At 64.3% G+C, this 24,617-nt stretch carries 14 protein-coding genes and 1 pseudogene; 10 read left to right on the top strand and 5 right to left on the bottom strand.

Features of this window, described 5'->3' with window-relative positions; translation table 11 throughout:
* Positions 1 to 100 precede the first annotated feature (100 nt).
* Positions 101 to 778 carry a hypothetical protein gene (locus ACFWMR_RS19425; RefSeq protein WP_378379349.1) on the top strand — a complete coding sequence of 226 codons (678 nt, stop codon included), beginning with the start codon at positions 101 to 103 and terminating at the stop codon, positions 776 to 778.
* 106 nt (positions 779 to 884) lie between these two features.
* Here the strand turns inward: ACFWMR_RS19425 and ACFWMR_RS19420 are convergent, their stop codons facing one another.
* The 5 genes from ACFWMR_RS19420 to ACFWMR_RS19400 all read right to left on the bottom strand — a co-directional run bounded on the left by ACFWMR_RS19420 (position 885) and on the right by ACFWMR_RS19400 (position 8,132).
* The gene (locus tag ACFWMR_RS19420; RefSeq protein WP_378379348.1) at positions 885 to 1,445 is read right to left on the bottom strand and encodes a hypothetical protein; all 561 of its coding nucleotides are present in this window, start codon (positions 1,443 to 1,445) and stop codon (positions 885 to 887) included.
* A gap of 766 nt (positions 1,446 to 2,211) precedes the next feature.
* Positions 2,212 to 3,816 carry a hypothetical protein gene (locus ACFWMR_RS19415; RefSeq protein ID WP_378379347.1) on the bottom strand — a complete coding sequence of 535 codons (1,605 nt, stop codon included), beginning with the start codon at positions 3,814 to 3,816 and terminating at the stop codon, positions 2,212 to 2,214.
* A 676-nt stretch (positions 3,817 to 4,492) separates the two neighbouring features.
* Complete coding sequence (locus ACFWMR_RS19410; RefSeq protein ID WP_378379346.1) at positions 4,493 to 6,445, bottom strand: DUF3732 domain-containing protein; 1,953 nt, start codon at positions 6,443 to 6,445, stop codon at positions 4,493 to 4,495.
* Positions 6,442 to 6,927 carry a three component ABC system middle component gene (locus ACFWMR_RS19405; protein WP_378379345.1) on the bottom strand — a complete coding sequence of 162 codons (486 nt, stop codon included), beginning with the start codon at positions 6,925 to 6,927 and terminating at the stop codon, positions 6,442 to 6,444. The genes ACFWMR_RS19410 and ACFWMR_RS19405 overlap by 4 nt, the downstream gene beginning before the upstream one ends.
* A complete protein-coding gene (locus ACFWMR_RS19400) occupies positions 6,924 to 8,132 on the bottom strand; it encodes an ABC-three component system protein (RefSeq protein ID WP_378379343.1) in 1,209 nt (402 codons plus the stop codon). Before ACFWMR_RS19400 ends, ACFWMR_RS19405 begins: the two co-directional genes overlap by 4 nt.
* Positions 8,133 to 8,500: 368 nt before the next feature.
* Here ACFWMR_RS19400 and ACFWMR_RS19395 point away from each other — a divergent pair, with 368 nt between their 5' ends.
* The 9 genes and pseudogenes from ACFWMR_RS19395 (at position 8,501) to ACFWMR_RS19355 (ending at position 24,511) form a co-directional block, all read left to right on the top strand.
* On the top strand, positions 8,501 to 9,124 hold the full coding sequence (locus ACFWMR_RS19395) for an integrase core domain-containing protein (protein WP_378379342.1): 624 nt from the start codon (positions 8,501 to 8,503) through the stop codon (positions 9,122 to 9,124).
* A gap of 723 nt (positions 9,125 to 9,847) precedes the next feature.
* Entirely contained in the window at positions 9,848 to 11,050 is a 1,203-nt protein-coding gene (locus ACFWMR_RS19390; RefSeq protein ID WP_378379341.1) for a hypothetical protein, read from the top strand.
* 20 nt (positions 11,051 to 11,070) lie between these two features.
* Complete coding sequence (locus ACFWMR_RS19385; RefSeq protein WP_378379340.1) at positions 11,071 to 13,047, top strand: VMAP-C domain-containing protein; 1,977 nt, start codon at positions 11,071 to 11,073, stop codon at positions 13,045 to 13,047.
* The gene (locus tag ACFWMR_RS19380) at positions 13,044 to 14,117 is read left to right on the top strand and encodes an AAA family ATPase (protein ID WP_378379338.1); all 1,074 of its coding nucleotides are present in this window, start codon (positions 13,044 to 13,046) and stop codon (positions 14,115 to 14,117) included. Before ACFWMR_RS19385 ends, ACFWMR_RS19380 begins: the two co-directional genes overlap by 4 nt.
* Entirely contained in the window at positions 14,114 to 18,226 is a 4,113-nt protein-coding gene (locus tag ACFWMR_RS19375; protein ID WP_378379337.1) for an SAV_2336 N-terminal domain-related protein, read from the top strand. The genes ACFWMR_RS19380 and ACFWMR_RS19375 overlap by 4 nt, the downstream gene beginning before the upstream one ends.
* A 2,258-nt stretch (positions 18,227 to 20,484) precedes the next feature.
* A pseudogene (locus ACFWMR_RS19370) lies at positions 20,485 to 21,305 on the top strand (IS5 family transposase).
* Between the two features lie 65 nt (positions 21,306 to 21,370).
* On the top strand, positions 21,371 to 22,225 hold the full coding sequence (locus tag ACFWMR_RS19365) for a polyphosphate polymerase domain-containing protein (RefSeq protein ID WP_378379336.1): 855 nt from the start codon (positions 21,371 to 21,373) through the stop codon (positions 22,223 to 22,225).
* A complete protein-coding gene (locus tag ACFWMR_RS19360; RefSeq protein ID WP_378379335.1) occupies positions 22,222 to 22,899 on the top strand; it encodes a DUF4956 domain-containing protein in 678 nt (225 codons plus the stop codon). Before ACFWMR_RS19365 ends, ACFWMR_RS19360 begins: the two co-directional genes overlap by 4 nt.
* A gap of 7 nt (positions 22,900 to 22,906) precedes the next feature.
* A complete protein-coding gene (locus ACFWMR_RS19355) occupies positions 22,907 to 24,511 on the top strand; it encodes a CotH kinase family protein (protein WP_378379334.1) in 1,605 nt (534 codons plus the stop codon).
* The last annotated feature ends 106 nt before the right edge of the window (positions 24,512 to 24,617 follow it).

Here is a 24,617-nt window from a genome sequence, read left to right as displayed (position 1 = left end):
CCGGCGGGCAACAGCTCGGCCCGCTGCTCGACAACGCCATCGACATAATGACCACGCTGTTCGTTGACTGGGTTCGAAGCCCACATGTAGGGAGGAGACCATGACCCTCCTCGACCGGACACGCAGCCGCGCAGGAGAAGACCGTGACACCGGAGCGCGCGGCCGTGCGCCGCGCCACACCGGGGCCGGTGCTGCGACGGGCGCTGGGCAACCACGCGCTCGCCGATCCCGCGACCGCCCCGCCGATCCCGCGACCGCCCCGCCGATCGTGGACAGCGTGCTGCGCTCGGACGGGCAGCCGCTGGACGATCAGTCGCGGTCGGTCATGGAGTCCCGATGCGGGCACGACTTCGGGGCCGTGCGGCTGCACACCCGGTGTGACGTTGAGCAGATCGCCCCGGGCCGTCCGAGTCCGCTACCTCCTACCGAAGCCGCCTTCGACGCGATGGTGTCATCGCACTACACGTTCTTCCGCGAGGAGTTCCGGAACGATGTCGCCTTCTTGAGAAAGGTGGAGGACGGGCGTTGCAGCGGAACGTTCGACAGAACCGTGTACTTCCTGCAGGCGGCCAAACAACATCAACCTGCCCCCAAGTCTTCTATGAAGGTGTCCAGCACGGCCTCGACGACGGCCGACTCGTATCCCGTGAGCGAGGCTATTGCGCTGACGTCGGTGAGCGTGGCTTCGGAGATGTTCGTCGTCAGGTCGTTCACGGCATCGAACATCTCCCGGGCCACGCGCACGGCGTCAGGATCAGGCACTGAAGTCGAATCCTGATCCTCGTCTCGGTATGCCTTCAGGTAAGGAAGCGACGCGTCGCGCGCGTCTTCCATACGAGCGAAACGTTGTCGTATGGCGGAAAGTGGCGCGGTGCGCACTGCCTCTATAACGTGCACCGCCTCAAGGCTAGTAAATCGAGCACTTCGCTACAGACGTCGTTGACCTTTTCGTCACCGAACAGTCCTAGCAAGGTATCGAGCAGCATGTGTGGGTAGACCGGGTTTCGCAGGTTGACCTCGCGCTGCACCGATCGGAAGACAACAGCCTGCTCCGCGCTGCCCGGCGGGGACTCGAACATGCCGATCAAGCGGCCCACCTGCAGAGCCTCCAGCTCGGCTCCCTCCAGCGGATCCGGTGTGAACCGAGCGGGGTCCTCGTGGGCAACGGCCGGCTCGGTGGAGCGGTCGTGGCACGCCAGTACCAGCGCGATCACTTCGAGGGCTGCTGCAGACGGTTCGCCCCCATGGTTCCCTTGCTTAATGATCATTTCGACGCGCGCTGCGGAAACCGCTTTGAGCAGGTCGAAGCGACAGGCCCGCTTCTCGATCGTCTGAGCCAGCTCGCCCAGCCGTTGACGAGCGGCTTCCGCGGCGCCTGAGTAGCCATCGAAATTCTCGACGTACTGGGCGAACCGGTTGGCGATTACAACCATCTCCGTGGCCACGCCCGGTACGACCTGGGGAAGGGGGCGCTGACGCTGCGCTTTCTCGCGCTTCTGCCTTGCCCGGTGCGCCTATGCCGCTTCCCGCTCATTGGTTCAATCTACCCAGGTTGCTCACCAGGACGATTGAAAGCGCCGGGTGGTGTGCAACTCCCAGCGAAGAACGGTGGCCGTAGATGATGGTCGTGGCGAGCGTTTGTGATCTTCTCGTCGTGCACGGGCTCGCGGTGGAGCTAGATCGTGTCTTGAGCGGCGCCAGGAACGTGGCGACGATGGCGGCGGCGAACAAGCCGTCAGCGATCCTGATCGGGCACCAGGCTCGGGCGTTCGCGGATACCTCTTTGAGCAGCAGTTGGGCGAGTTGATCCTTCGCCGCCGAAGTAGCCGGCTGCGCTGCAGTGGGCGCATGGGCTCAGACGCGACCAAGAACCTCAAAGCAGAGATGCTGCGTACTCTTGCGCCAGAACATGCAAAAGTAATCCAAATGCTCTCCGACGCGATCGGCAGACGACGCGCATGATCCGGACGTGAGGTCCCAAAGGCATATGATCGCAAGTTGTGCGCTGAACCAGAGCGTGGACTCGTACGATGTAGTGTGCCGACTTGGGTTGAAGGTGGCGAGGTTCAGCCGGTGTAGGCAAGCGAGCGCGGCGCGACCGTTTCCCACTTTACTCTCGTACTACGCACAGCTCCAGGCGCTCGGCAACGGTGTCGTACCCCCAACAAGTAGAAACGGCACTGCGCTACCTAGCCGCCGTTGCGACCTTGGTCAGGTAGCGGTCATGCTGCGCGCTGTAATCCAGTCTTCCATGCCACTGAGCATCGCCAGCGCATCTCGGAAGAACTGGAGGACGGCGTCCCGGCCGCGAGCGGACCCGAAGATTTTCGTCATCGTCTTCTCGTAGTCGTTGCCCTTCCAGTGGGCAACGGCCTTTGAGCGAACTTCTTGGAGGCTGCGTAGGAAGGCGATGTCGCGATCGACGTATGGGTACCCTTCTTGGGTCATCCACCGGCTTAGCTTGCTGATGCTGCCCTCGTTCTCAACCTTCTCCGCGAGTAGTAACTGGATACTCTTCGTCGCCAGCGCATCGACGAACAGCTTGGTCAGGATGGCGACGGCGCCTTCAAACTCGGCCTGAGAGTTGTCGAGGGGTAAGCGGAGGCGCTGCAATAGCCCAGTATCAGCTTCCGCCGGCTGTTTGAACAGGCGCCAACCAAAATGTGGCTCCCAGATCCCCGCGAACGAGCTGTACTTGGACCGGACTTGCAGGTCTTCGGCGGACGGTTCAGCGAATTGTGCCAGCAGTGATCGCCGCATGAAAGTATCGCTTGGTGCGGATTCTGGTGCGACGTTGAAACTTAGCCAGTAGTCGCGTTCTTGACGTGGCAAGCCCTTGCCGAGGTCGCCGAGGAAGACTATCACTTTATCGGCATGACTGTTGTCGATGTCGAGGCCCCAGAGTGCCGCGCAAGCCAGGCGACCATCGGAAACAGTGTACAGCTCAGGTTTGTCATAGTACTTCTTCAATACTTCGCGTCGGAAGTAAACCGGCGTGAGGTACTGCGGTGCATCAGGATTTCCTCCGAAATAATCGGACAACGCGTCTTCATTGCAGGTGTGGCGTATATCGTCGCCGTCTTCGTTCATGCCGATGATAAACTCTGGATAGTGGTCGTCCTCTGCTTCGTATGGCCAGATGCCCGACTTGTCGACTGCAGGAGGTGTCAAAATACGCTTGGCAAGGTAGCGTGTGAACGGCGGCCGAGAAGAATCGTCGCCACCCGGAAAAAGTTCTGCACGCGTATGTTCGTCACGCCACGTGCTCCGTTTGGGCAAAGTATCGTCCGTCTTCCCATGTCGAATGGAGTCGATGAACAGCACCAGCAGTAGTTGTCGTGCCGCCTGATACTGGCGGAGTAGCTTCGTTCGGACCTCTACCCGGCTGCCCTTGATCTTGACGGCAGTTTCGAATGTTCCGTCGTCATTAGGTTTCAGGAACGATGAACTCGCCTCTTCCCAAAATAGGTTATGAAACAGGCGGAATTCCTGGGATAGTTCGGTGACGTCCGGGAACGCCTGGTGGAACATGCGGTGGATTACCAGCGCTTCGAAACCATCGCGGCCGCCGCCGGGCTCGTAGACGGTTTCAGTTTCACCATCTCCCCAACGTTGCGAGAATCCTGGACGGAAATCGCTCTTTCGTAGGTCCCACGCGGTGCGCGCCAAGATTTCGTCGCGTGCTGCAGGCGGTGCCAGCGCGCAGAAAATGCCACCGTTGGCCTGCTCTTCGCGCCAACTGTCGCTGACCACCGTCCAGCCCGACTGGTCGCCGCCCACAAATCGTTGGTGTACGTCTCCTTGCGCCAGATCCATAGCCTTAATTATACAACGCTCAGCAGTTGATTCCAGTGACCGCCACGGAACTCGCTTTGTCGTTCGGTGTTGAGCCAGCAGAGATATGCGGAATCGGTGTCGTTGCTGGCCGTCATTCCGATGTGAGAGTGGGCGCCGCCGTCGATGACACCACTGCTGAGGCGGCGGTGGGATCGGCCGTCGGGGCCGACGACTACCGCGACCGGCCCGGGCTGCTACCTGGCTGCACTCCTACGATCTAATGTGCGCGGAGTGTGGTCCAGGTTCGCGGTTTTTGAAAAAACGGTATACGGCAGGGTGCAGGTGTGCGGGGAGGGCAGGGGAGCCCCGCTGTAGGCAAAGGTGCTGTTGAATGGACGGGACGTTGTCTCCGATTGGGCTCCGTTGCCCACGGCGGTCGCCTCCGGTGGCGCTTGACGAAGTCGAAGACAAGGAAGCCCTCTATGCGGCCTCCAGCCCCGATGACCGCGTCGGCCAGCTGACCATGCGCAATCCCTTCATCGAACTGACCGGGAGGAGCGCGGCGGCGGAAGCCGAGACGCACAGCGACCTGCGGTTCGGTCCTGTGTTCGTCGAGCTGGCGGTACCGGTGCGCCCGTCAACCCCTGTTGATCCGCCGAGTCTCTATCTGGCAGGACTTCGACCGGTGATCTCACCGCGGCCGGCTGGTCTGGCGTCAGCCTGCGGTGATCCACTCTGCCGGGACCAGGGCGCCTTGGCCGTCACGCCACCGCCGGATCACCGCAGAGGCGAAGACCGGTTGCTCCAGGTCTGCGTGTTCCATGGCGATGACCTGGAGCTTGCCGTCCGCGGTGGTGATGGTGTTGGCGATGGCTTGGTATGCGCGCAGGAGAGCTGTCCGGTCGGACTCTGCGGCTGGCTGTAGGTCTGTTCCTTTGTAGTCGGCGGGGAAGTAGACCTGGGAAGGCTGGTCGAGAACGAGCAGCTGCGGCACTGGCCGATTATGGTCGATGAACCACTCGTGCAGGCTCAAGAACGCGGCCAGGTGGTAGCCCAGCCAGTTCTGCCCGCCGCCGATCTCCTTGAGGGGGACTGGTCCGTCGTCGGTGTCGGCCACGACGGTGAGGCGGCGCAGGTCGAACCGGATGGGGGCGTCGGAGTGCTCGAGGACGAGTGCGCGGGCCTTGGCGGTGATCTTCTGGTTGATCAGTGACAGGCTGCTGTTGACCCGGTCGGCCTGCACGTCGTGGCCGAGGGCCTCCTCCAGTTCCTCGATGGCCGCGCGCATCTCTTCGCGCTGGTCGCGGATGCGGGGGGCGACTGTGTAACGTGCGGCGTTCTCCAGGAACAGGCTGATGCGCCCGCGGACGGCGGCGGCGCGTAGCGTGGTGTCGCGGTACCGTGCGGCCTCGCGCATGCCGGCCTCGAGTGCGTCGCGTTCGTCGTGGTTGGCGCCGAGTGCGCGGCGGTGCTCGCGGAGCAATTCTTCTTGCTCGTCGATGAGGGCCTGGATCTGCGGGGTGTCGTCGCTGACGTGGACGACGTTGGCGTTGAGCTCCTCCAGGTCTGTCCGCAGTGAGGTCGCGACGGCGCTCGGGGCGGCCACTTTGCTGTTGCAGACCGGGCATGCTTCCAGAGAGGTGTCAGGGCTGACTTTGAGCAGTGACAAAGAAGTCAAGCGTTCGCGGTGGTCGAGTGCTTGCGTCAGGAACTCGCTGCGGTCGCGGAGTGCGCTTCTGAGTTCAGCGAGCCGGGCGCGCGTCGGCTGGAAGGCGATGCGCAGTCGATCCCGCTCCTGCGAGAGGGTGGCCAGGGGATCGTCTTCGTCCTCGGGGATCTCGGGCAGACCGGGCAGGGGTGCCGAGGCGGCGGTGCCGAGCAGTGCGAGCGCGTCGTCCAGCGTGAGTTCGTCGGTGTTCAGAGGGGCGAGCAGCGAGGTCTCGACCGCTTCCCGTACCAGGGCACGGGCCTGTCCGGACGCGGGCGCTGCGGATTCCTGCTGGTTGAGATCTCGCTCATGGTTGCGCAGGTCGGACTTCATCCGTTGCAGCTGTGCACGTTGCACGGCCTGTTCGGGATCCACAGCCCCGATGAAGTAGGGGAAGATGTCGCGGATCGTCCTGGGACCGTGATCCTCCCCCTGCGAGTGGAACAGGTGGTCGGGATTCGCCACCACGTTTTGGGCTTGAATGCAGAAGTACAGGGCATGGCGGATGGACGGGGCCATGGTGTTGCCCCGGGTGGTTGGCAGGCGGATTGAGAGGTCGATGCCCGTGAACTCGGCGAGCAGGCCGCGCGTGGCCTCGATGGTGAAAGTGAACTGCATCTGCTCTGCAGCCAGCGGGAGATCCCCTGGCTGCTGGAAGACCAGGCAGAGCCGGGGGGATGGGGTGGTTCCGCGCGCTGCCGGGCGGGCTACGAACAGCTGGCGGTCGCCGCGGACGATCTGCACCGCGAAAACGTCGACGTACTCGCGCAGCTTGCCCGCGCTGATGGGGTAGTTGTCGCCGCTACTGGCCATGCAGTAGTTGGTGACATCCCAGATGGAGGTCTTGCCCGTGAGGGAGTCACCAGTGACGATGTTGAGTTCGCCGAGGTTGAAGTCCAGGCTGCGCACCTGACCGGGCTGCTTGCCGTACAGGGTCAGGGACTTGAGCTGCCAGGTCACGGTCGTACTCCAAGCAGGGTGAGGACGGTGGCGGTGGATCCGCCGGTGGGCAGCCACCGGCCGAGCATGAGGGCGGCCTTCTGGATGGCGGCGGCTTCGGCTGACCGGTTCCGAATCCCCTTCGGGGTGGCCTTGTCGCGCAGGGTGAATGCGGCCCCATCCAGAACGAGGACCTGGGTCTGCAGTGCGAACACCAGTCCGGGTCGCACCACGGTGAGAAGTCCGGGGGCGTTGGCGGACATGTGAACTTTGATGGTCCCGTTGTCTTCCGCCCACTGGGCCATGTTGGCGTTGGCGTTCGGCAGCAGGTCCCGGACCGCAGGTTGCAAAGCCATGACAGCGGAGGCGACCACGAGGGGCAGCGGACCGGGGCGTTCGTGCGCGTCCAGGTGGCCTTGGACGACGCGGGCGCAGACCAGGGCGGTGAAGGCCGGGTTGTACAGCGCCCGCTCTTCCCTGCTCCACTCGATAGGGCTGCTCATTTGCTCGACACCGACCCGAGCAGCGCCATAAGGCGCTCCTGGAACTCGGGGTGCCAGCCGACCCGCCGCTCGTTAGCGAGGATCTGGTACGAGCCCTTGGTGACGAACGGCTCGTCGCATCCCGGCCGGATGGGGAACCGGGCATGGTGATCGACCCACCGGTAGATGGCGCGGGCCTCGCGGACCTTGGCCTCCTCCGCGGCCTCGTGCCCCAACTCCTCGCGCATCTCCTCGAAGCGGCTTGACCACTCCTCGACGAGGCGCTTCTCGTACTTGCCCAGCTCACCCGGCCGGAGCAGGTTGTCGTTGACCCACCTCGACCGCTGGGTGAACGCCCGCAGATAGTCGCTGACCGCCTGCTGGATCCTGCTGTCGCCGACATTCACGAGGCGCAGTTGCCGGACGTAGACCTGTTCTCCGCCGTCGGGGTCCGCGCCGCCTGTCTCAGGCAGGTCGTCGTCGATGGGCAGGCTGTCTGGGCCGAAGCCTTTGCGGCGGTCGCTGAACACCGCGTCGAACTCCAAGCCGGTCACCGGCCCCGACGCAGGGTCGCGCAGCTGGGCGACGACCCTGCGGAAGAACCACCCGTCCAGGCGCTCCAGAAAGACCTTCGAGTGTTCGTGGCCCACGGCGAGGCCCAGCAGGCGCTGAAGGCGCTCGGTCGTCTCGTCGATGTCAGGCGCCGCGTCGAGCACGCGAATCCGCTCGAGCAGGGATCGACGCTGGTCTGCCGTCAGCTTGTCCCACGCCTCGTACGCGGACTTGTTGGTCTCGTTCCTGGAGGTGCGACGGGCTTCATCGAGCAGCCCGAGCGCCTTCGCTTCGTCCCGTGGGCTGCCAGGGCCCGGAGGTCGGAGGTGGTAAGCGGCACCCTCTGCGGCGGCCTCGGCGGTCGTGAGCAGGAAAAAGGTGGGGCGATCCTGGCTGGCTGCAGACTCGGCCCAACCGGTGGCCCAGATCCGCAGGCTCTTCCACAGGTCAGTGGCCTTGTCAGTCATCGTGGTCCCGGGGGCGCGGTGCTTGAGCTGGCAGAGGCCCGGTCCCGCGTCCTCGTGGACCTCGATGTCGTCGCCCGCTTCGATGGCCACGGACCAGTCGGGACCGGCTCCTGTCTGTTCGACGCAGAAGTGGAGCGCCTTGCGGAGCTGATAGAGGTAGCCGACCGCCGAAGCCGACGCCTCGAACAAGTCGATCTGCTCACCCATCCCGAACCTCCCCGCCGCTTCGCCCGCCGATCACATGATCCGGCCGTCCCGCCGTTAACCGTGGCGAGGCACTCGCGTGTTACACGGCGTTATAGCAGCGATGAGCTGCTCTCTATGCCGGATGGTGTCGAGTGATGCCAAACAAGACCTTTTCGTCTGGTCATCGAACATCGGCAGTGTCGGGCTATGTCGCCTGGTGTCGGACTGTTACAGACCTCTCGGGTTCGCAGATGCCGGGCGTCACATCACTCACAGGTGGTCGTCGGACACACGGTCATCCTCTTCGCGTGCCCGCCGACGCGCTCCCAGCCTGTTCGCAACTGCATTCCTGCTAGCCTCTGTTCACTTTCACCCTCAGAAGAATCTACGTGTTCTTCGTGCTGGAGGTCGGCGGCCGCTACGTGCACATTCTGGGCACGACAACGAATCCGGACGGCGAGTGGACTACGCAGCAGATCCGCAACCTCGTGATGGATCTCGATGATCGCATCGACGAGTTCAGGTTTCTCATCCGTGATCGGGCTGGCCGGTTCGCGTCCTCGTTCGACGCCGTCCTGGCCGAGGTCGGCATGAAGGCGGTGAGGATTCCGCCGCGTTGCCCGCGGGCGAGCGGCTACGCGGAACGGTTTGTGCTCACGGCCAGAACCGAGCTCACCGACCGGATGTTGATTCTGAGTGAGCGGCATCTGCGCGCCGTGCTCGCCGAGTACATCCGGCACTACAACGGTCGACGACCGCGCCGTTCCCGCGAGCTTTGTCCACCACAGCCGACCCCCCGTGGCAGACCTCAACTCTCAGCGGATCAAACGACAGCGGCTTCTCGAAGGCCTGATCAACGAATACGAACGAGCCGCGTAACCCTACTGGTCAGAGCCGTCGGCAGACTTGTGGAACCCCGCAGGGTGAGGGTGCGGACGTCGAGCTTGTCCATGATGTGGGGACGGTCGTCACAGCCACCCGTCCGGGTGCTGGCGGTGGCTGTGATGCGGTAGCGGTCGCGCACTACGCTACGGCCGGTAGCTGTCGTGGCCGCAGTCGTCGACGGCAAGGAGCGTACGCCGCCCGCAACCGGCGAACACAATGACCCGGACGACGGCTGATCAAACGTGTTGGTGCACTGTTGTCCACCACCCCACTTGGGGTACGTCGGTAGCGCACCGACGTCAGAGCGGTCAGATCGGCTGTAGATATCGAGGTTTGGTCGCACCTAACTTTGTTCGCGTTCACCCAAACGGGTACTTCTGCTGATCAGTCGAAACGTAAGCTGCCGCGATAGCGACCAGTACAACACGGAAATTGACGTACGCGATCGCAGGGGAGGTTGGCGGTGCGTGGATTCGACGACGGCAAGCTCAGTAAACGATCAGCCGGTTACTTTGTCACGGAGTCGAGCCAGCTAGTCGCCGCGCTGTCGCTAGCACAGGGTCAGACGTACGTCCGACAGCCGGTCGTGAAGGCGCTGGTAGCGGACCGCCAGAAGGCATCGTGCAACGGGTCCAGTCCTTTGCTCAAGATCAAGAGGTGCTGCCAGCAAGACAGCCGTCGGGCTAGCGCCGACGTCGGTCTAGCCGGTGCCGTCTTGGGGGCTTCAGGCGTTAATGGCTGCTTAGCACCAACGCGGCCTCGGAAGCTCATAGGACTCAGGGGAACCCGTGTACGGTCGCCAATGTCGCTAATCCGAGTTGGTCCTTTCGCCTATCTGACAAGGCATCCACTTGACAACAGTGATCTTTGTGCACGGAACTGGTGTGCGGGAGAAGGGTTATGCCGACTCCTTCCGGCTCATGCGTGGTAAGGCGGTGCAGCACTGGCCCGGCGTCACCGTGCTTCCGTGCTTCTGGGGTGATGTCCTGGGGGTTCCTCTCGACGCTGCTGCGGCGACTGTGCCGGAATACGACATGTCCCGTGGCGGAGACTTGACCGCCGATGAGTGGCGGGACGACCGCTGGGTACTTCTTGAGGCCGACCCGCTGTATGAGCTTCGGCTCCTAACGGTGGCTCACGCTGGGAATGGTGAGGTCGAACTCCCCGGTTCACAGGTCAGTGCCGAGGACAGGCTCAGCGCCTACCTGAAGTGGTCTGATGGTCTCGCGTCACTCGGCGGGCTGTTGGAACAGTACGGGGTGGACGCCGAGGTGTTTACCGGTGCGGTGCAGGCGGTGTTCGGCTCTGTCGCTGCCCGTGACGCGATTGGGCTGGCCGCCGGCAGCGATAGTGAGGATGAGTTGCGGGAGGCGCTGGCGCGCGCCGTCACTGCAGCCACACTCGTTGCTGCGGACGGCGGGGCAGCCGGTTCGTTTCCTGTCGATGCTATAGGAAGGGACACGATAGTCGCGACGGTGCTCGACGGTTTGCACGGCGCCGACCTCGGCATCGGCATCGGGCAGACGCTTCTTAAGGTCAGTGCCAGCCTGGTGCTTCGGATGGGTCTCTCCCAGGCTGTGGAACGTCGGCGCGGCATGATCATGGACCGAGTAACGCCGTTCGGCGGCGACGTGTTGCGGTACCTGGCGCACGGCGATCCACTGCGCCGGTTTATTGCCGAGACTGTCCGATCGGTCACCGGACCGGTCGTGGTAGTGGCTCACAGCCTGGGCGGGATCGCCAGCCTTGATGTGTTCCGGCTCGGACTGGCGCAGGCAGATCTGCTTGTCACGGTCGGCTCCCAGGGTTCGTACTTGTGCAGTCTCGGCGCTCTGCCGAGCGCGCCCAGTGGCATTGTGGGCGATGTCGCGATGCCGCCGTGGGTGAACGTCTTTGACTCTAGAGATTTGCTGTCCTATCTGGCCGTGCCAGTCTTCGGGGAGGTAGTTGAGGACGTGGAGGTTCGTAGCGGCGCGCCGTTTCCACGGGCGCACAGCGCGTACTTCGCGCTCGACGGGTTCTATACAACGTTGTGGGACCGGTTGCCACGGTGACACTGGCACGGACTCACGCCGTGGTGGTTGGGCTGGACAAGTACGAATTCGGCGCCGACCGCGCTGGCATGGCGGCGCAGGCCCTCGCGTTCGCTCGGTGGTTGCGTGACAGCGGCGTGCCACAGGACAACATTGTCCTGCTGACCTCGCCGTTGCTGGACGACAGCGACGGTTTTCGCAACTTCATGGCAAATTCGGCCTCAGTACAGGATAAGTTGCACCGAGCTGTTTTTGGACTCGAAGGCGACGTGTTCTGGCTGCATTGGGGCGGACACGGCATGGTGGACGAGGCAGGCCAGCGACGGCTGTTCCTCGAGGATGCCAACAGGGACGACTTCCGGAACATCAACCTCGATCGGCTTCTCGCCCTGCTCCAATCTCAGCGTGCCCGCGCGCTGGGGCGCCAGATCATCACGGTCGACGCGTGCCAGAAGTTCCCTGGCCTGAAGGCTCCGCGCCTGCCCGACGGTATTCCGGTACCGCCAGGTAACCCGCCTGTCGCAGGTGCCAAACAGGAGACCCTTTTCGCGTCGCCGTATGGTGCGCGCGCTGTGCACATGTCCCGGCTCGGTGGTGGCGTCTTCACTGCGGCACTGCTGGATTGCCTTGCCGACGTTCACGGAACGGCGTGGCCGCCGGACGTGCGAACCCTGCGGAATGCGGTGAAAGGCCGCGTTGGGAAGATGGTGCCGGATGATCCTGACGCTGCACATCCGATCGTGGTGGAATATAGAGACCAGGATGGCAACCGCGAGCCAGTCACCGTAGTTCCGGCACCCACGTCGAGCACCCTGCCAACGCAGTCCCGCGCTGAGCTTTCCACTTTGCTCGCTGACGCGGCGGTGATCGGCCCGGCTACAATCGTGGATACGCTGTGGCGTGCGGTACATGCAGTATCGCCGATCTCGGTGGACGATGCGATTGATCTGACGACAATCATCGACCGCCTCGACCGACTACCTCGCAGGCCAAGACGGCTTCCTCCGGTGCTGTCCTTTGTCGAATACCTGGCTCCCCACATGGCTGAACCTCGGGAGCTGCATGCGTGGGTAGATTCGAACGCCGAGGAACTGGGTATCAGTGCGGCAGTAGTAGAGCAGGCCCGAGCTGACGCGATTCTCGACGGCACGGACGCGGCTACCTTTATCACCGTGAAGGTCGAGCCGGTGGCGGGGACCGGTGACACCTTCACACTAAACGCTGCCCTGGAACGTGACGGTGCCGCTCTCACGTTGCGCCTGGACGACCGATGCCCCTGTCCGGCTGCCGAGGTGCGTGAGCGCTGCGAGGCGATTATGTCCCGGGTCGGCAATTTTCTTCCAACGGTCCGGGGTGACGCGCTCACCTTCGAGTTTTTACTGCCCTGGTCGCTGCTGAACGCGGCCGTCCACCACTGGCGGCCGGGGAGCGGGGGCGCAGTCGGCGGTCAGCTCGGTCTCCGCGGCAAAGTGGTGGTTCGCTCGCTGGATCGGCTGCGTTTCGATGGCCTCGCCTGGCGGGACTGGCAGGAACGTTGGAAGCGGCTTAGTGAGGAGGGAGCCCAGATTCTGTTCCTGCACAACAGCTCGGCTCTACCGCAGTACTACGACTCTGCTGAGGCTGCGCATTTAGTAGTTGAACAGCACAATGCGGAGACGCTCGCGGACCGATTCCTGGTAGCCGAGGAAGCTGTCTGCGTGATGTTGTCCTATCCCTACGAACGAGTCGAGTCCACCGTGGACGGCCTCCAGTTGGCCGTGGCGGCTGGCTTGCCGGTGGCTGTGTGGTGCGGGACTGGCTGCGATTCCGCGCCGCTCAAGGCCATCGTTGAGGAAATGGGCAAAGCACGCGGATTGGCCCGCCTGCCGGAACGCTTCTATCAGGAACGGCGTGACGCGACGACGGCGGGCACTGAGCACTACGGCAGGGACATGACACTCCTGTGGGACGACCCACGCCGAATACCGGAACTGACCGCACCACTTACCGTGCCAACCACAGAGGACAGGGTTACATGACGGCCACCGTTGAAGACGGCGACGAGACCACCGCAGGTGGTCAGCGACCTCTACCGGCCTGGTGGGTATACCGCGGCACCGGCGAACCGCACGACTGGACTCCACCCGAGCGTCCACCGTGGCGGGCATTCGACGGCGTCGTGCCCGACACCGCCACCTCGCGCGCTGTGGAGACTGGTGGACGCTCGACCCGGGTCGCCCGGCTGGCGGAGGCATACCGGGCCGAGGCCAAGGAAGTGCGGCTGGTCAATACAGCTATTCATCTACGACGGCCGCTGCTGGTGACCGGACGGCCCGGAACAGGCAAGTCGATGCTGGCCCACAGCGTCGCCTACGAACTCGGTCTCGGCCGCGTGCTGCATTGGTCGATCACCAGCCGGTCCACTCTGAACGAGGGCCTGTACCAGTACGACGCCGTGGGGCGCCTGCAGGCGGTCAACCTCCTCAAGGCCGACAAGAGCGTCGCGACGGCGACACCGGTGGACATCGGTACCTACATTCGGCTCGGTCCCCTAGGTACCGCGCTACTCCCAGCGGTCAGGCCCAGAGTGCTGCTCATTGACGAGATCGACAAAGGCGACGTCGACCTTCCGAATGACTTGCTCAACGTCTTCGAGGAGGGCACCTACCGCATCCCAGAACTACTTCGCCTGCCCAGCCCGGAAAAGCCGATCAACGTCCTCACCGACGACGACGCCGAGCGCGTCCCCGTCACCGGCGGCAAGATCACCTGCCACGAGTTCCCGATCGTGGTAATGACCAGCAACGGCGATCGAGACTTCCCACCTGCATTCGTCAGACGATGCATTCGCCTCAAGCTCGATCCACCGGACTCAGCCAAGCTCAAACGCATCGTCGCCGCCCACCTCGAGACAGTGTCGCCCACCGCAGAAGCCCTAATCAACCGGGTGGACGAAGTCCGTCGGCAGCGACCCGAAGCACAACTCGCCATCGACCAGCTTCTTAACGCGATCAGGTTGGAAACTCACACCGACCACACTGGCGACGCCGGCTGGGCCGACGTACTAGATGCCCTGCTCCGGCCCCTCAACGACCGTGGCCAAGAATGACCGCTCCCCGCCGTGTGCCGATCGCAGAGATGTTGGCTTCAGCGTATGCCCACGGGACGCTGACGCCACAGACGCTGGCTGAGGTCGCTTGGCTGCTTGAACGCCAGTACCCGGATCTCGTCGCCCTTTCGGAGAACCGGACCGTCGACAAGCCTCCACCAGAGCGCGCATCATCTCCCGAGCCGGCGTCAGCACCGGATCCCTCACCGGACCGGCGCGCTCCCAGCAATCGTGCTCCTTCAAACAGGCAGCGTGGCATCCAGATTACGCCAGCCCGCGAGGGAACATCCCGTGGCGAACCACAACACCGAAGGCCCACCTCTCCAGCGCTCGCTGAATCAGCCGAACTCAGTCGAGCATTGCGATCACTGTGTCGAGAAGTTCTGGCGCCGGGCGCCAACGTTCTCGATGAGGCCGCCACGGTCCACATCGCCGCTGAGACCGGAACCCTGGCCCCGGTCACAGTGACGGTTATGGAACGCTGGCTCGACCTCGCCATCGTCATCGACACCAGCATCTCGATGGAACTGTGGAGACCCACTCTCACCGAGCTGATCCGGATGCTCCGCGCACACCAGGCGTTCCGAGATGTACGGATCTGGAGCATCGACGGCGACGCCGAACAACCCAACTTGCGTGCTGGCTCGACCGCCCGCCACCTCGCTGGTGACCGCAGCAGTGCCGAACTTACTGATCCGACTGGCCGCCGTCTTATCCTGATCGTCACCGACGGCGTGGGTCAACTCTGGCAGACAAACGGCATGAGTGCCGCAATCCAGCGGTGGGCCAACGTCAGCCCGTTGACGGTTCTGAACGTCCTGCCGGAGCGTCTCTGGCATCGCACCCGGCTGTCGGCCGTACCCGTCATGGCGCACGCGGCGCCCGAAGGCAGTGGCCTGCTTCACGGGCTACCCAACCATCCACGCCTCCATGCACAGAGCAACGACCAGCGTTTGATCTCGGTAGTCAGCCTCGATCCCGTCCGAGTCGGCCAATGGGCCTCCGCCGTCGCAGGCAACCGAACGGCTGGACAGCCAATGCTTGCGATCCCCCTTCCTCGGCCACCGGCCGCAGGAGCGTCCGAACTCGGCGAACCAAGGCCCATGTCCGCCGCAGAGCTCGTCAAAAGGTTTCGCCTCACCGCCGCGCCATCGGCGTACTCGTTAGCGACTTTCTTGTCTGCTGCGCCACTTACAGTTCCCGTGATGCGGCTGATCCAGCGGGAACTAGTGCCAGACTCCAGTCCGGCAGACCTCGCCGAGGTATTCCTCTCCGGCCTCCTGATCGTAGTCTCTGGCACTGCGCACGACGAACCCGATCAGATCGTCTACGACTTCGTCGCTGGACTGCCAGGCGAACCTAGCGTCCGCGAGGAGTTGCTCGCCAACCTGCGGCGGACCGACGCCTTCGACGTCTTAGACCTGTTGGCGCAGGGCACTGGCAGCGAAGCTGAACCGTTCGGCGGCAGCCTCGACTTTCGTACGTTGGTGCCGCAGCCGCTCGGGCACCCGCCGCCGCACCCCGAGAGACGGCCCTTCGCTAAAGTGGTCGTCGCGGTGTTGAACGGTCTCGGCGGCCCCTACCAGGAACTCGCAGAAGCTATCGGCACAGTTACCGACCGGCCAAGCCAGACGGTGCGACCTGGCCAGCCGCTACGCCCGCTGATGCCGCAGGTGCGGTCCGCGCCGAGTCGTGGCCAAGTCTTGGCTGTAACCGGCCCCCGCGGCCACGGTTCGGGATACCTCGTCGCTCCCAGGCTCGTGCTGACCTCTGCGCACGTTGTCATGGAGACGAACGGCTCGGTGATGGTGCTCAAGCCCGGCCACCAGAGGACCTTTGCCGCGACCGTCGTGTGGTGTGGGACGTCGGGGCGCGACGATGCCGCGCTCGTGCTGATTGACGACCCCGTCTGGACGCCAGGACCCCACCAGTCCATCATGTGGGGCCGTACTGTCACAAATAGGCCAGGGATTGTCTGCCACACATGGGGAGCGCCGTTGGCACTGCAGAGGGAGAACCATCTCACCGAAATCGACGAGGTGGTGGGGATCTTGAATCCGGGTAGCAGAGTAACCACTGAGCGCTACCTGCTGACGTTTGACCAGTTCCCTCCAGAGGAAGAAATCTCGCCGTGGGCAGGCATGGCGGGTGCCGCGGTGTTCTGTGAGGATTTGCTGGCCGGGGTGATCGCCACACAGCGCGACGGGGCCTTAGAAGCGGTGCCAAGCAATGTGTTGCTGGCGGACGAGGGCTTTCGTATGGCGTTGACCGACCATGGGGGTGGTGTGCCCCCACGTTGCGAAGCGATCGAACTCCGTTCGTTGTCCGACGCGAACAACTTTTCGGCGGATCCTGCGCCAGTGATGTCGCCGGCGGCATTGTTGATGGCCCGCCATGCGGTGGTCCCATTTGAGGGGCGCGAGCAGGTGCTGACCGAGTTGCACGAGTGGGCGGCGGAGCCGGAGATCGGAGTATGGCTCCTGCACGGCTCCGGCGGGCAGGGCAAAACCCGGCTGGCCCATCAGTTCTCCGACCAGATGCAGCAACGGGGATGGGTGATCGTGTGGCTGTCGCCCCTTGCTGATCACGCAGCCTTACCGGTGGTAGCGGCGGTGTTGTACCCGACTCTGGTGGTGGTGGACTACGCCGACGTCCGTGCCGAACAGGTTATCGCACTGCTCACAACCTTGACCCAGGTCAGGCCAGGTGTCGCCGTGAAGGTGCTGCTGCTGGCTCGGACTGCGCCAACCTGGTGGAACGCGTTGGGTGAGACAGCTAACGGGCTCGTCCGTGAAGCGGTGGACCAAGCCCGGGTGCGTGGCCTGCCGGTGTTGGGCGCAACAAAGAAATCGCAGGCTCGGGCCTATCAGACGGCGGTATCCGCATTCGCCACAGCGTTGGGCGAAGTGCCCCATCTGTCGCACGAGCCCTGGGCAGAGATCGCAGCATCGCTGCGGGACAAGCCACCGCGACCGATCGCGGACACGGTGTTGACCCTGCAGATTGCCGCGCTGGCCGACCTTCTCGACCGCGCCTCCACCTCAGCCACCGCCAACTTGCGGGGTACAGGTGCGAGGAATGCGGAGGATCGGCTGCTGGCCCACGAACGCGCCTACTGGAAGTCCACCGCAACCGCGCAAGGGATGCTTACCTGGGTGACGCTGGCGACGTTGACCGATGTGGTGATCGCGACCGTGTTATTGCGGCCAGGCACCGTGGAGGAGATCGGCGCGGTGGTGGAGCGAGTCCCGGGGGTGGCTGATCTGCCGTCGGATCGGCGTGAAACGCTGCGGATGTGGTTGACCGATCTGTATCCGCCAAATAGTAGTGGTGTGTTCGAAGGGCTAATGCCGGATCGGCTGGCGGAACGGCTAGTGGGGCGCTCGATTCTCGACGCATCGCGGCCAAACGTAGTGGAGTGGCTGGCCTACTGGGTCCACGAGCAGGAGGCCGTGCGTCTGTTGACCGTGTGCGCGCGGGCGGCGGCCCACGCAGCGCTAGGCACGGAGGTCGGGGATCGGTTGACGCGGTGGTGTGTCCAGAACGCGGCCACGTTGCTGCCGGCGGCAGTAGAAGTGGCGACTCGGGTTGAGACACCAGGGCCGTTGGTGCGGGCTATCAAGCAAGTCGCAAAAAATGGCGAGGCGGACGCTGCGCTGCTGGAGCGGCTTCAGCACGCTATCCCGAAGTCGAGCCAGGTTCTCGCGGAGGCGGCAGCGACCATCGGGCAGGCACTGGTCGACCGGCACCGTAAGGCACTCGCCGAAGCTTCAAATCTTGATGGCTCTAACCTTGCCAGTAGCTTGAATAATGCGGCTGTTCGTTTGGGTGAGGTGGGGCGACGGGAGGAAGGGCTGGAAGCGATCAGTGAAGCGGTCACGCTGTATCGCGAGTTGGCGAATCAGAGTCCGGACGTGTTCCTGCCTAACCTTGCCAGTAGCTTGAATAATGCGGCTGTTCGTTTGGGTGAGGTGGGGCGACGGGAGGAAGGGCTGGAAGCGATCAGTGAAGCGGTGATGATCCGGCGTCAGCTTGCCGCTCAACGTCCTGAAAAACACCGAATCGAACTCGAGCAATCGATACAATTCCAGTCATTGCTGTCCAGCTAATAGACCAAGCTGTCGATGCGGCCTGCCTGCCAACTGCCTCAATCTGATCCGACTTAAGGTGACTGCCGGGCCTGCCGGACGAGGTGAGGTCGTCGTCGGAGACGGTCTCTGGCCTGGTTGACCAGTCCTCCGACCTGCTCGACGTCGCCTGGAGGGGATGTTGCCGGCACGGAGCGCGGACGTGCGTTCTGTGCCGCTACCGGCGTTCGACGCGGCCCGAGTGGGCGAGGTGGATCGCTGGCTGCGGTCTGCCGACTGTCCGAAGGCCGAGTAGGTCGCCACGGGTGTTCTTCGCGTTCGCAGGCGGCGAGCAGGGCGAGCGCGAGTTCCCGCGCGTGAGTGGTGAGGCCGAGCATGGTCGGCTCGCAGCCGATTCCGATGCGCGGGGCACGTCGCCGTGGGCCGGGAGTCGATGAACATCAGCAGCGTGGTCACGGCGGCGGCGGCGATCAGTGCGACCGGGACGACGATGACCACGATCCCCCACCACCACGTGCCCCCACGGTCCCGCCACCGCCGTCGCGCCCACGCGGTCTTCGACTTACTCATCCACTTCACGACTCGTAATCGTGCGAAGAGCCATCAATCGCTACGTGCCGCGAGCCGGAAGACGCCGGTCTCTGCGCGACGCCCTCCGTGGGTTTGGCCGGGCGCCTGCCGTTCGTCTTCGAGGCCAGCGGCACGGAGATCCGCTTCACCAAAGGCTACGACCCACAGCCTCGGGCCCGGCGGCTGTTCCATATCCTGAGCCGGAGACGCTGGCCCGCATCCTGCTCGACGCCGAGCGCGACCCGGCCCAGCCGACCTGGCGGGCCAAGGTGCGGGCACTGCCTGCGCCAGCAAGACCACTCGGGTAGTCGCCGAGTCCTACCGGCTAAGGAAGTTCGGTGGCTTCAACCGGGTACTGTTCCTGGTGGATCGCAACAACGTCGGTGACCAGACGCTGGCGGAGTTCCAGAACTACCGGACACCCGACGATGGACGCGACTTCACCGTCCCCGGCCTCGGTGAGCAGGGAGGGCAGCGCGGTCCTGCTGGCGGCAAAAGGATGTCGGCGGGTAGACGCACGTCGTCTCCGATTGGGCTCCGTTGCCCACGTAGAGCCCGATACAGGCCGACACACAGCGACACTCGGCTCGGGCTCAAAATGGCGTTGACCTGCACAAATCGGCAGAATCTAGCATTCGCCGACACTGGCTGACATGCTGGAGCTGCGGTCTCATAATCCCTTGGCCGTCGGTTCGAGCCCGACCCGGCCCACAACATCAACATCGCTGCCGACCTGCAGAAATGTTGGTCCTTCGGCGGCAGTTTCGCCTCGGCGTTGATCGCGGCTGGGCTCCGTTATGTCTCCGATTGCTCCGGTGTGCTCTGCGGGCCGGTTGGTGGCCTAGCAGCCTTTCTGTTTCTCGTCACAACCGCTGCGGTGGGGACTTCAGTAGGTCCGGAGTTCTTTGCTTCCACAGCTGGACAAGCTGAGTGCGGTTGCAGGTCGGCTGGGGGTGATCCGTGTACTCGAGTGGAAGGCCAGTGACGTCGACGGTTTCGCTCTCGCACTGCGCATTTTGGAACCGGTGTGGTCACGTCAGGCGGTGAACTTGAGGTAACCGGCTTCGGGCCCAGGCAATGCGGCCTGGGTTTCTTCGTGTCTGGGTCCAGGGGCGATTTCGTGTCGATTTCGACGACTGTCCAGTGTTCATCCTGATGTGCCGCTAGTTGGGTGATCCCGGCGTCCGGGGTGGGCGCGACTGGACGTGGGGCTTCGGTGGGGTATGTGAAGCACGGTGAATATCGTGGCTGTGTCGCTCAGTGTGCTGCTCTCGGATATCCGGTTTGAGTGGTAGGCGGATGCCATTGAACGCGGTATCGCTTAGATCGAAGCTCTCTGAACTGCGGGAACAGCACCGGTGACCCCCTGACTGCCAGTCTGGTCCGGCCAAGGCGCTGACCTGCGGTTATCGAGAACCTGCTGGTCGGCTGGAGCAGTTGTGGTCTGATCGATGCGGTTCGACGTCGGTGTGCGCTGTTGTAACCGACGGTGTGCTCCAGGACTGCTCCAGAAAAATTGGTGAGAGAGTCGGGCTGCCAGTAGTAGCCGAGGGTAATTTCTTTCGTCGTGGACTCGATAACTGGCCTCGCGTGGGCACCGCATTCGGAGCCAGCGGGCCCCTGCTTGCAAGGTTAAGGGGTCGTAACAGAATGATCTTGGGGTGTGGTTTGATGCCGTGTCTCGGTGATCGTCTGTGAGGGGTGGGCTGGTGGGGCAGCGGCGTCCGTGGGAGGTCGATGACGGTTTGTGGGAACGGATCGAGCCGTTGTTGCCGCGGGTGGAGCGTCGGTATCGGCATCCGGGGCGTAAGCGGTTGGACGACCGTAAGGCGTTGTGCGGGATCATGTTCGTGCTCTATACGGCGATTCCGTGGGAGTTCCTGCCCCAGGAGCTGGGTTATGGGTCGGGTATGACGTGCTGGCGGCGGTTGCGGGATTGGACCGAGGCCGGGGTGTGGCAGCGGTTGCACGAGCTGCTGCTGGCGGAGCTGCACGCGGCGGGCCAGCTGGATTGGTCACGGGCGTCGGTCGACGGGTCGCATGTGCGGGCGTTAAAAGGGGGCCGGAAACCGGCCCCAGCCCGGTAGACCGAGCCCGTACCGGGTCGAAACACCATGTGATCACCGACGGTACCGGTATTCCTTTGGCGGCCACCCTGACCGGTGGGAACCGGCACGACGTCACCCAGCTGATGCCGTTGATCCACGCGATCCCAGCCGTGCGGGGTCGTCGTGGACGGCCCCGTCGGCGGCCACAACGGCTTTACGCCGATCGCGCCTACGACCACGACAAGTACCGCAAGCTTGTCCGTGCCGCGTGAATCACGCCTCTCATCGCCCGCCGAGGCCAGGAGCACGGCTCCGGCCTCGGCGTTCACCGCTGGGTCGTCGAGGGCGCCTTCGCCCTGCTGCACTGGTTCCGGCGGCTACGCATCCGCTGGGAGATCCGTGACGACCTCCACGAAGCTTTCCGCACCCTCGGCTGCGCCATCATCTGCTGGCGCAGCCTCAAGACCCACTCAATCTGTTAGGACCTGTGCTGTTCCGGTCACGAAAACGAACGAAACCCGCGGCCGCCGCGTCGCCCGGGATCGGCGTGAGCGACGCGCCGAGCATCGCGCCCGCCCACGACCTCGGCCACGCCTTGCGCGGTCCCAACGCGCTGCGCAGCTTCAACCGGTACGAGATCAAGTACCTGGTCCCGGTCGCCGAGGTCGCCCGGATCCAGCCGACGATCGAGCAACGGCTGGATCGCGACCCCCACAGTGACGCCACCGGCTACGGGGTGTGGAGCACCTACTACGACACCCGGCAGCTGCGGTTCTACTGGGAGAAGGTCGAAGGCCTGAAGTTCCGGCGCAAGCTGCGCCTGCGGCACTACGGCGACCGGTTCGACGTCGCCGGGGAGACCCCGGTCTACGTCGAGATCAAGCAGCGCGTCAACCGGGTCACCCAGAAACGCCGTATCCGGTTGCCGTACCGCGACGCGCTCCGGCTCTGCGCCGGCAAGGAACCGGAGGAGTACGACGCGAGCGCGCGCGGGTTCGTCGAAGAAGTGCTCGATCTGGTGCACCGCCTCGACCTGCGGCCGATCGCGATGACCGGCTACCAGCGCCAGGCCTATCTCGGCAGGGGAGCGGAACTCGGGCTGCGCGTCACCTTCGACCAGCGGGTGCGTGGTCGTGACCGCGACTTCCACCTGGCCACCGACGCGGAGAACCGGTTCATCGTCCCGCCCCGGATGTCGATCATGGAGGTCAAGGCGAACGAGCGGGTGCCCTACTGGCTCACCGACCTGACCGCCGAGCACAACCTGCAGGTGGTGCGGATCTCCAAGTACTGCCAGAGCGTCGAGGCGTTCGGGCACGCCCCGCGCTCCGTCTTCCACGTTCCCGTCGAGGACCTGCCCACCGAGAAGACCCTCACCGTATCGGAGACGACGAACCGATGAACCTCAGTTTCGAAGACCTCACCGGCACCTTCAGTGTCACCGACGTGGCGATCGCGCTGGCACTGTCCTTTGTGCTCAGTCTGCTCATCGCCTGGGTCTACCGCGCGACGCACCGCAACGTGTCCTACAGCCAGTCCTACGTCCAGACCTTGGTGATCCTCGGCATGCTGGTGGCGGTGATCATGCTGGTGGTCGGCTCCAACATCGCCCGCGCCTTCGCCCTCGTCGGTGCCCTGTCGGTGGTCCGTTTCCGCAACGCCATCAAGGAAACCCGGGACGTCGGGTTCATCTTCCTGGTGATGGCGGTCGGGATGGCGGTCGGCACCCGGTTCTACACGCTGGGCGCGGTCGCCGCGGTGGCCATCTCGCTGGTGATCTATCTGATGTTCCGCTTCAACTGGTTCCAGCTGAACGTGCGGCGCCAGGTCGTCAAGGTCCAGGTGCCCGCGGACGGGGACTACACGCACGTGATCTCCGATGTGCTTATCCGGCACACCGACGAGTTCGAGCTCGTGAGCATGGAGTCCATCCGAGGCGGGGCGCTGACCGAGTTGATGTACACGGTGAAGATCAAGAAGGGCACCGAGCCCGGCGACCTGATCTCCGCGCTGAGCGAGCGCAACTCGGGGCAGGGCGTCACCGTGCTCACCGGTTACGACCAGACCGACCTGTGAGGGGCCGATGACCAGCAGCAGCGGTCCACCCGGAAAACGGCTGCGGCACCACATTCCCGTCCGCCTGCGGCACTACTGGAAGGCTGTCGTCGTCACCATCGCCTTCCTGTCGGTGCTCGTCGGCGTGTTCGGCACGGGAATGGTCCGTCCCTATACGACGTCGTCCGCGGCCGCCGTCGAGCCGGAGATCATCCAGAACATCGCCGGGACGAAGGATCTCTTCGACACCTCGGTCGCGCACGACGTGACCATCCACTTCAACGAAGCCAACTACCAGAAAATGCTGAAGGAGTATTTCGACAGCGGCGAGAAGGACTACCTTCCCGCCACCGTGGTCATCGACGGCACCACCATCGACAACGTCGGTATCCGTCTCAAAGGCAATTCGACCCTGGCGTCGCTGACCTGGAACGGCCAGCGGCGCCAAGGTGGCCGGGGCGGTGGTCCCGGCGGCGAGCGGCCACCGGGAATCGGGGACGTACCCGGCGGGATGCAACTCCCCGAAGGACTTCCGCAACCAGGAGGCCGGCAGCCGGGCGGTCCCGGCGGGATGCCGGGCGGCGGCATGGGCGGTGAGCTGAAAGCCGAGGAACCGGAGAGCCTGCCCTGGCTGATCAATTTCGACGAGTATGTCGACGGCCGTCGTTATCAGGGGCACACCCAGATCGCGGTCCGTCCGGGCACCACCGAATCCTCCGCCCAGCTCAACGAATCGCTCGCCATCTCGGTGGTGAACGCGTCCGGTGAGCCCAGCCAGCGCTACACCTATTCCGGGTTGGCGGTCAACGGCCGGACCTCGACACCCCGCCTGCTCGTCGAATACCTGGACGAGGGATACGCGAGCGGGCTCGGCAACGGCGCGCTGTACAAGGCTCTCGCCAGCGGGCAGTTCGCCTACCAGGGTGGAGACCAGACCGAGTACGGCGACGATTTCAAGCAGATCAACGACGTCGGCGGCACGGATCTGCAACCGGTGATCAACCTGATCAAATGGGTCGAAGACGCCTCCGATGAAGAGTTCGACGCCGGCTTGCCCGAACGGCTCGAGGTGGCATCGTTCGCCCGGTATCTCGCGCTGCAGAACATCGTCATGAACTTCGACGACATGGCCGGGCCCGGGAAGAACTACTACCTCTGGTACGACCTGGAAACCCGGAAATTCACCGTCGTCAGCTGGGATCTCAACCTCGCGTTCAGCGGAGACACCGAAGCGGGGCCCCACGACACGTCCCGGATGGGACCCGGCGGTCCCGGTGGCGGCCGGATGCCCGACGGCGGCGCACCATCGGACGGAGGGCAGGTGCCCGGCGGCGCCGGACCGCCGGACGGCGCCCAGCCGCCCGGCGGTGCCCGGATGATGGGCAACAAACTGAAGGACCGGTTCCTCGCTTCGAGCAAGTTCAAGACGCTCTACGAGGAGCAGTACCGCCAGGTGTACGCGGCGACTCTCGCCGGCGGCCAGGCCGAGAAATCACTGGCCACGATCGTGGACTCCTACGCGCGCAACGTCGGCGCCGACCAGTCCGTGCGAACCGAGGCCGACAGCCTGCGCACGCTGCTGCGGCAGCGTGTGTCCGCCCTCGACGCCGACGAAGTCGTCCGCGGCCAGTGAGCCCCGCGGGCGTGGGGGGGGGGGGGGCGCCCCCCCCCGCGCCCCCACCCCCCCCCCCCCCCCGCGCCCCCACGGAACCGGGGGGGGGGCCCCCGGGGCCGCCGCC

This window comes from Amycolatopsis thailandensis (genome assembly GCF_042723255.1).
GTDB lineage: Bacteria > Actinomycetota > Actinomycetes > Mycobacteriales > Pseudonocardiaceae > Amycolatopsis > Amycolatopsis thailandensis.
This window is presented reverse-complemented; position numbering and strand designations above follow the sequence as displayed.

Bases quoted from the DNA above. Each gene is read 5' to 3' on its own strand.
- ACFWMR_RS19425 (WP_378379349.1), top strand. From the start codon at position 101: ATGACCCTCCTCGACCGGACACGCAGCCGCGCAGGAGAAGACCGTGAC.
- ACFWMR_RS19415 (WP_378379347.1), bottom strand. From the start codon at position 3,816: ATGGATCTGGCGCAAGGAGACGTACACCAACGATTTGTGGGCGGCGAC.
- ACFWMR_RS19405 (WP_378379345.1), bottom strand. From the start codon at position 6,927: ATGAGCAGCCCTATCGAGTGGAGCAGGGAAGAGCGGGCGCTGTACAAC.
- ACFWMR_RS19400 (WP_378379343.1), bottom strand. From the start codon at position 8,132: ATGGGTGAGCAGATCGACTTGTTCGAGGCGTCGGCTTCGGCGGTCGGC.
- ACFWMR_RS19380 (WP_378379338.1), top strand. From the start codon at position 13,044: ATGACGGCCACCGTTGAAGACGGCGACGAGACCACCGCAGGTGGTCAG.
- ACFWMR_RS19375 (WP_378379337.1), top strand. From the start codon at position 14,114: ATGACCGCTCCCCGCCGTGTGCCGATCGCAGAGATGTTGGCTTCAGCG.
- ACFWMR_RS19360 (WP_378379335.1), top strand. From the start codon at position 22,222: ATGAACCTCAGTTTCGAAGACCTCACCGGCACCTTCAGTGTCACCGAC.
- ACFWMR_RS19355 (WP_378379334.1), top strand. From the start codon at position 22,907: ATGACCAGCAGCAGCGGTCCACCCGGAAAACGGCTGCGGCACCACATT.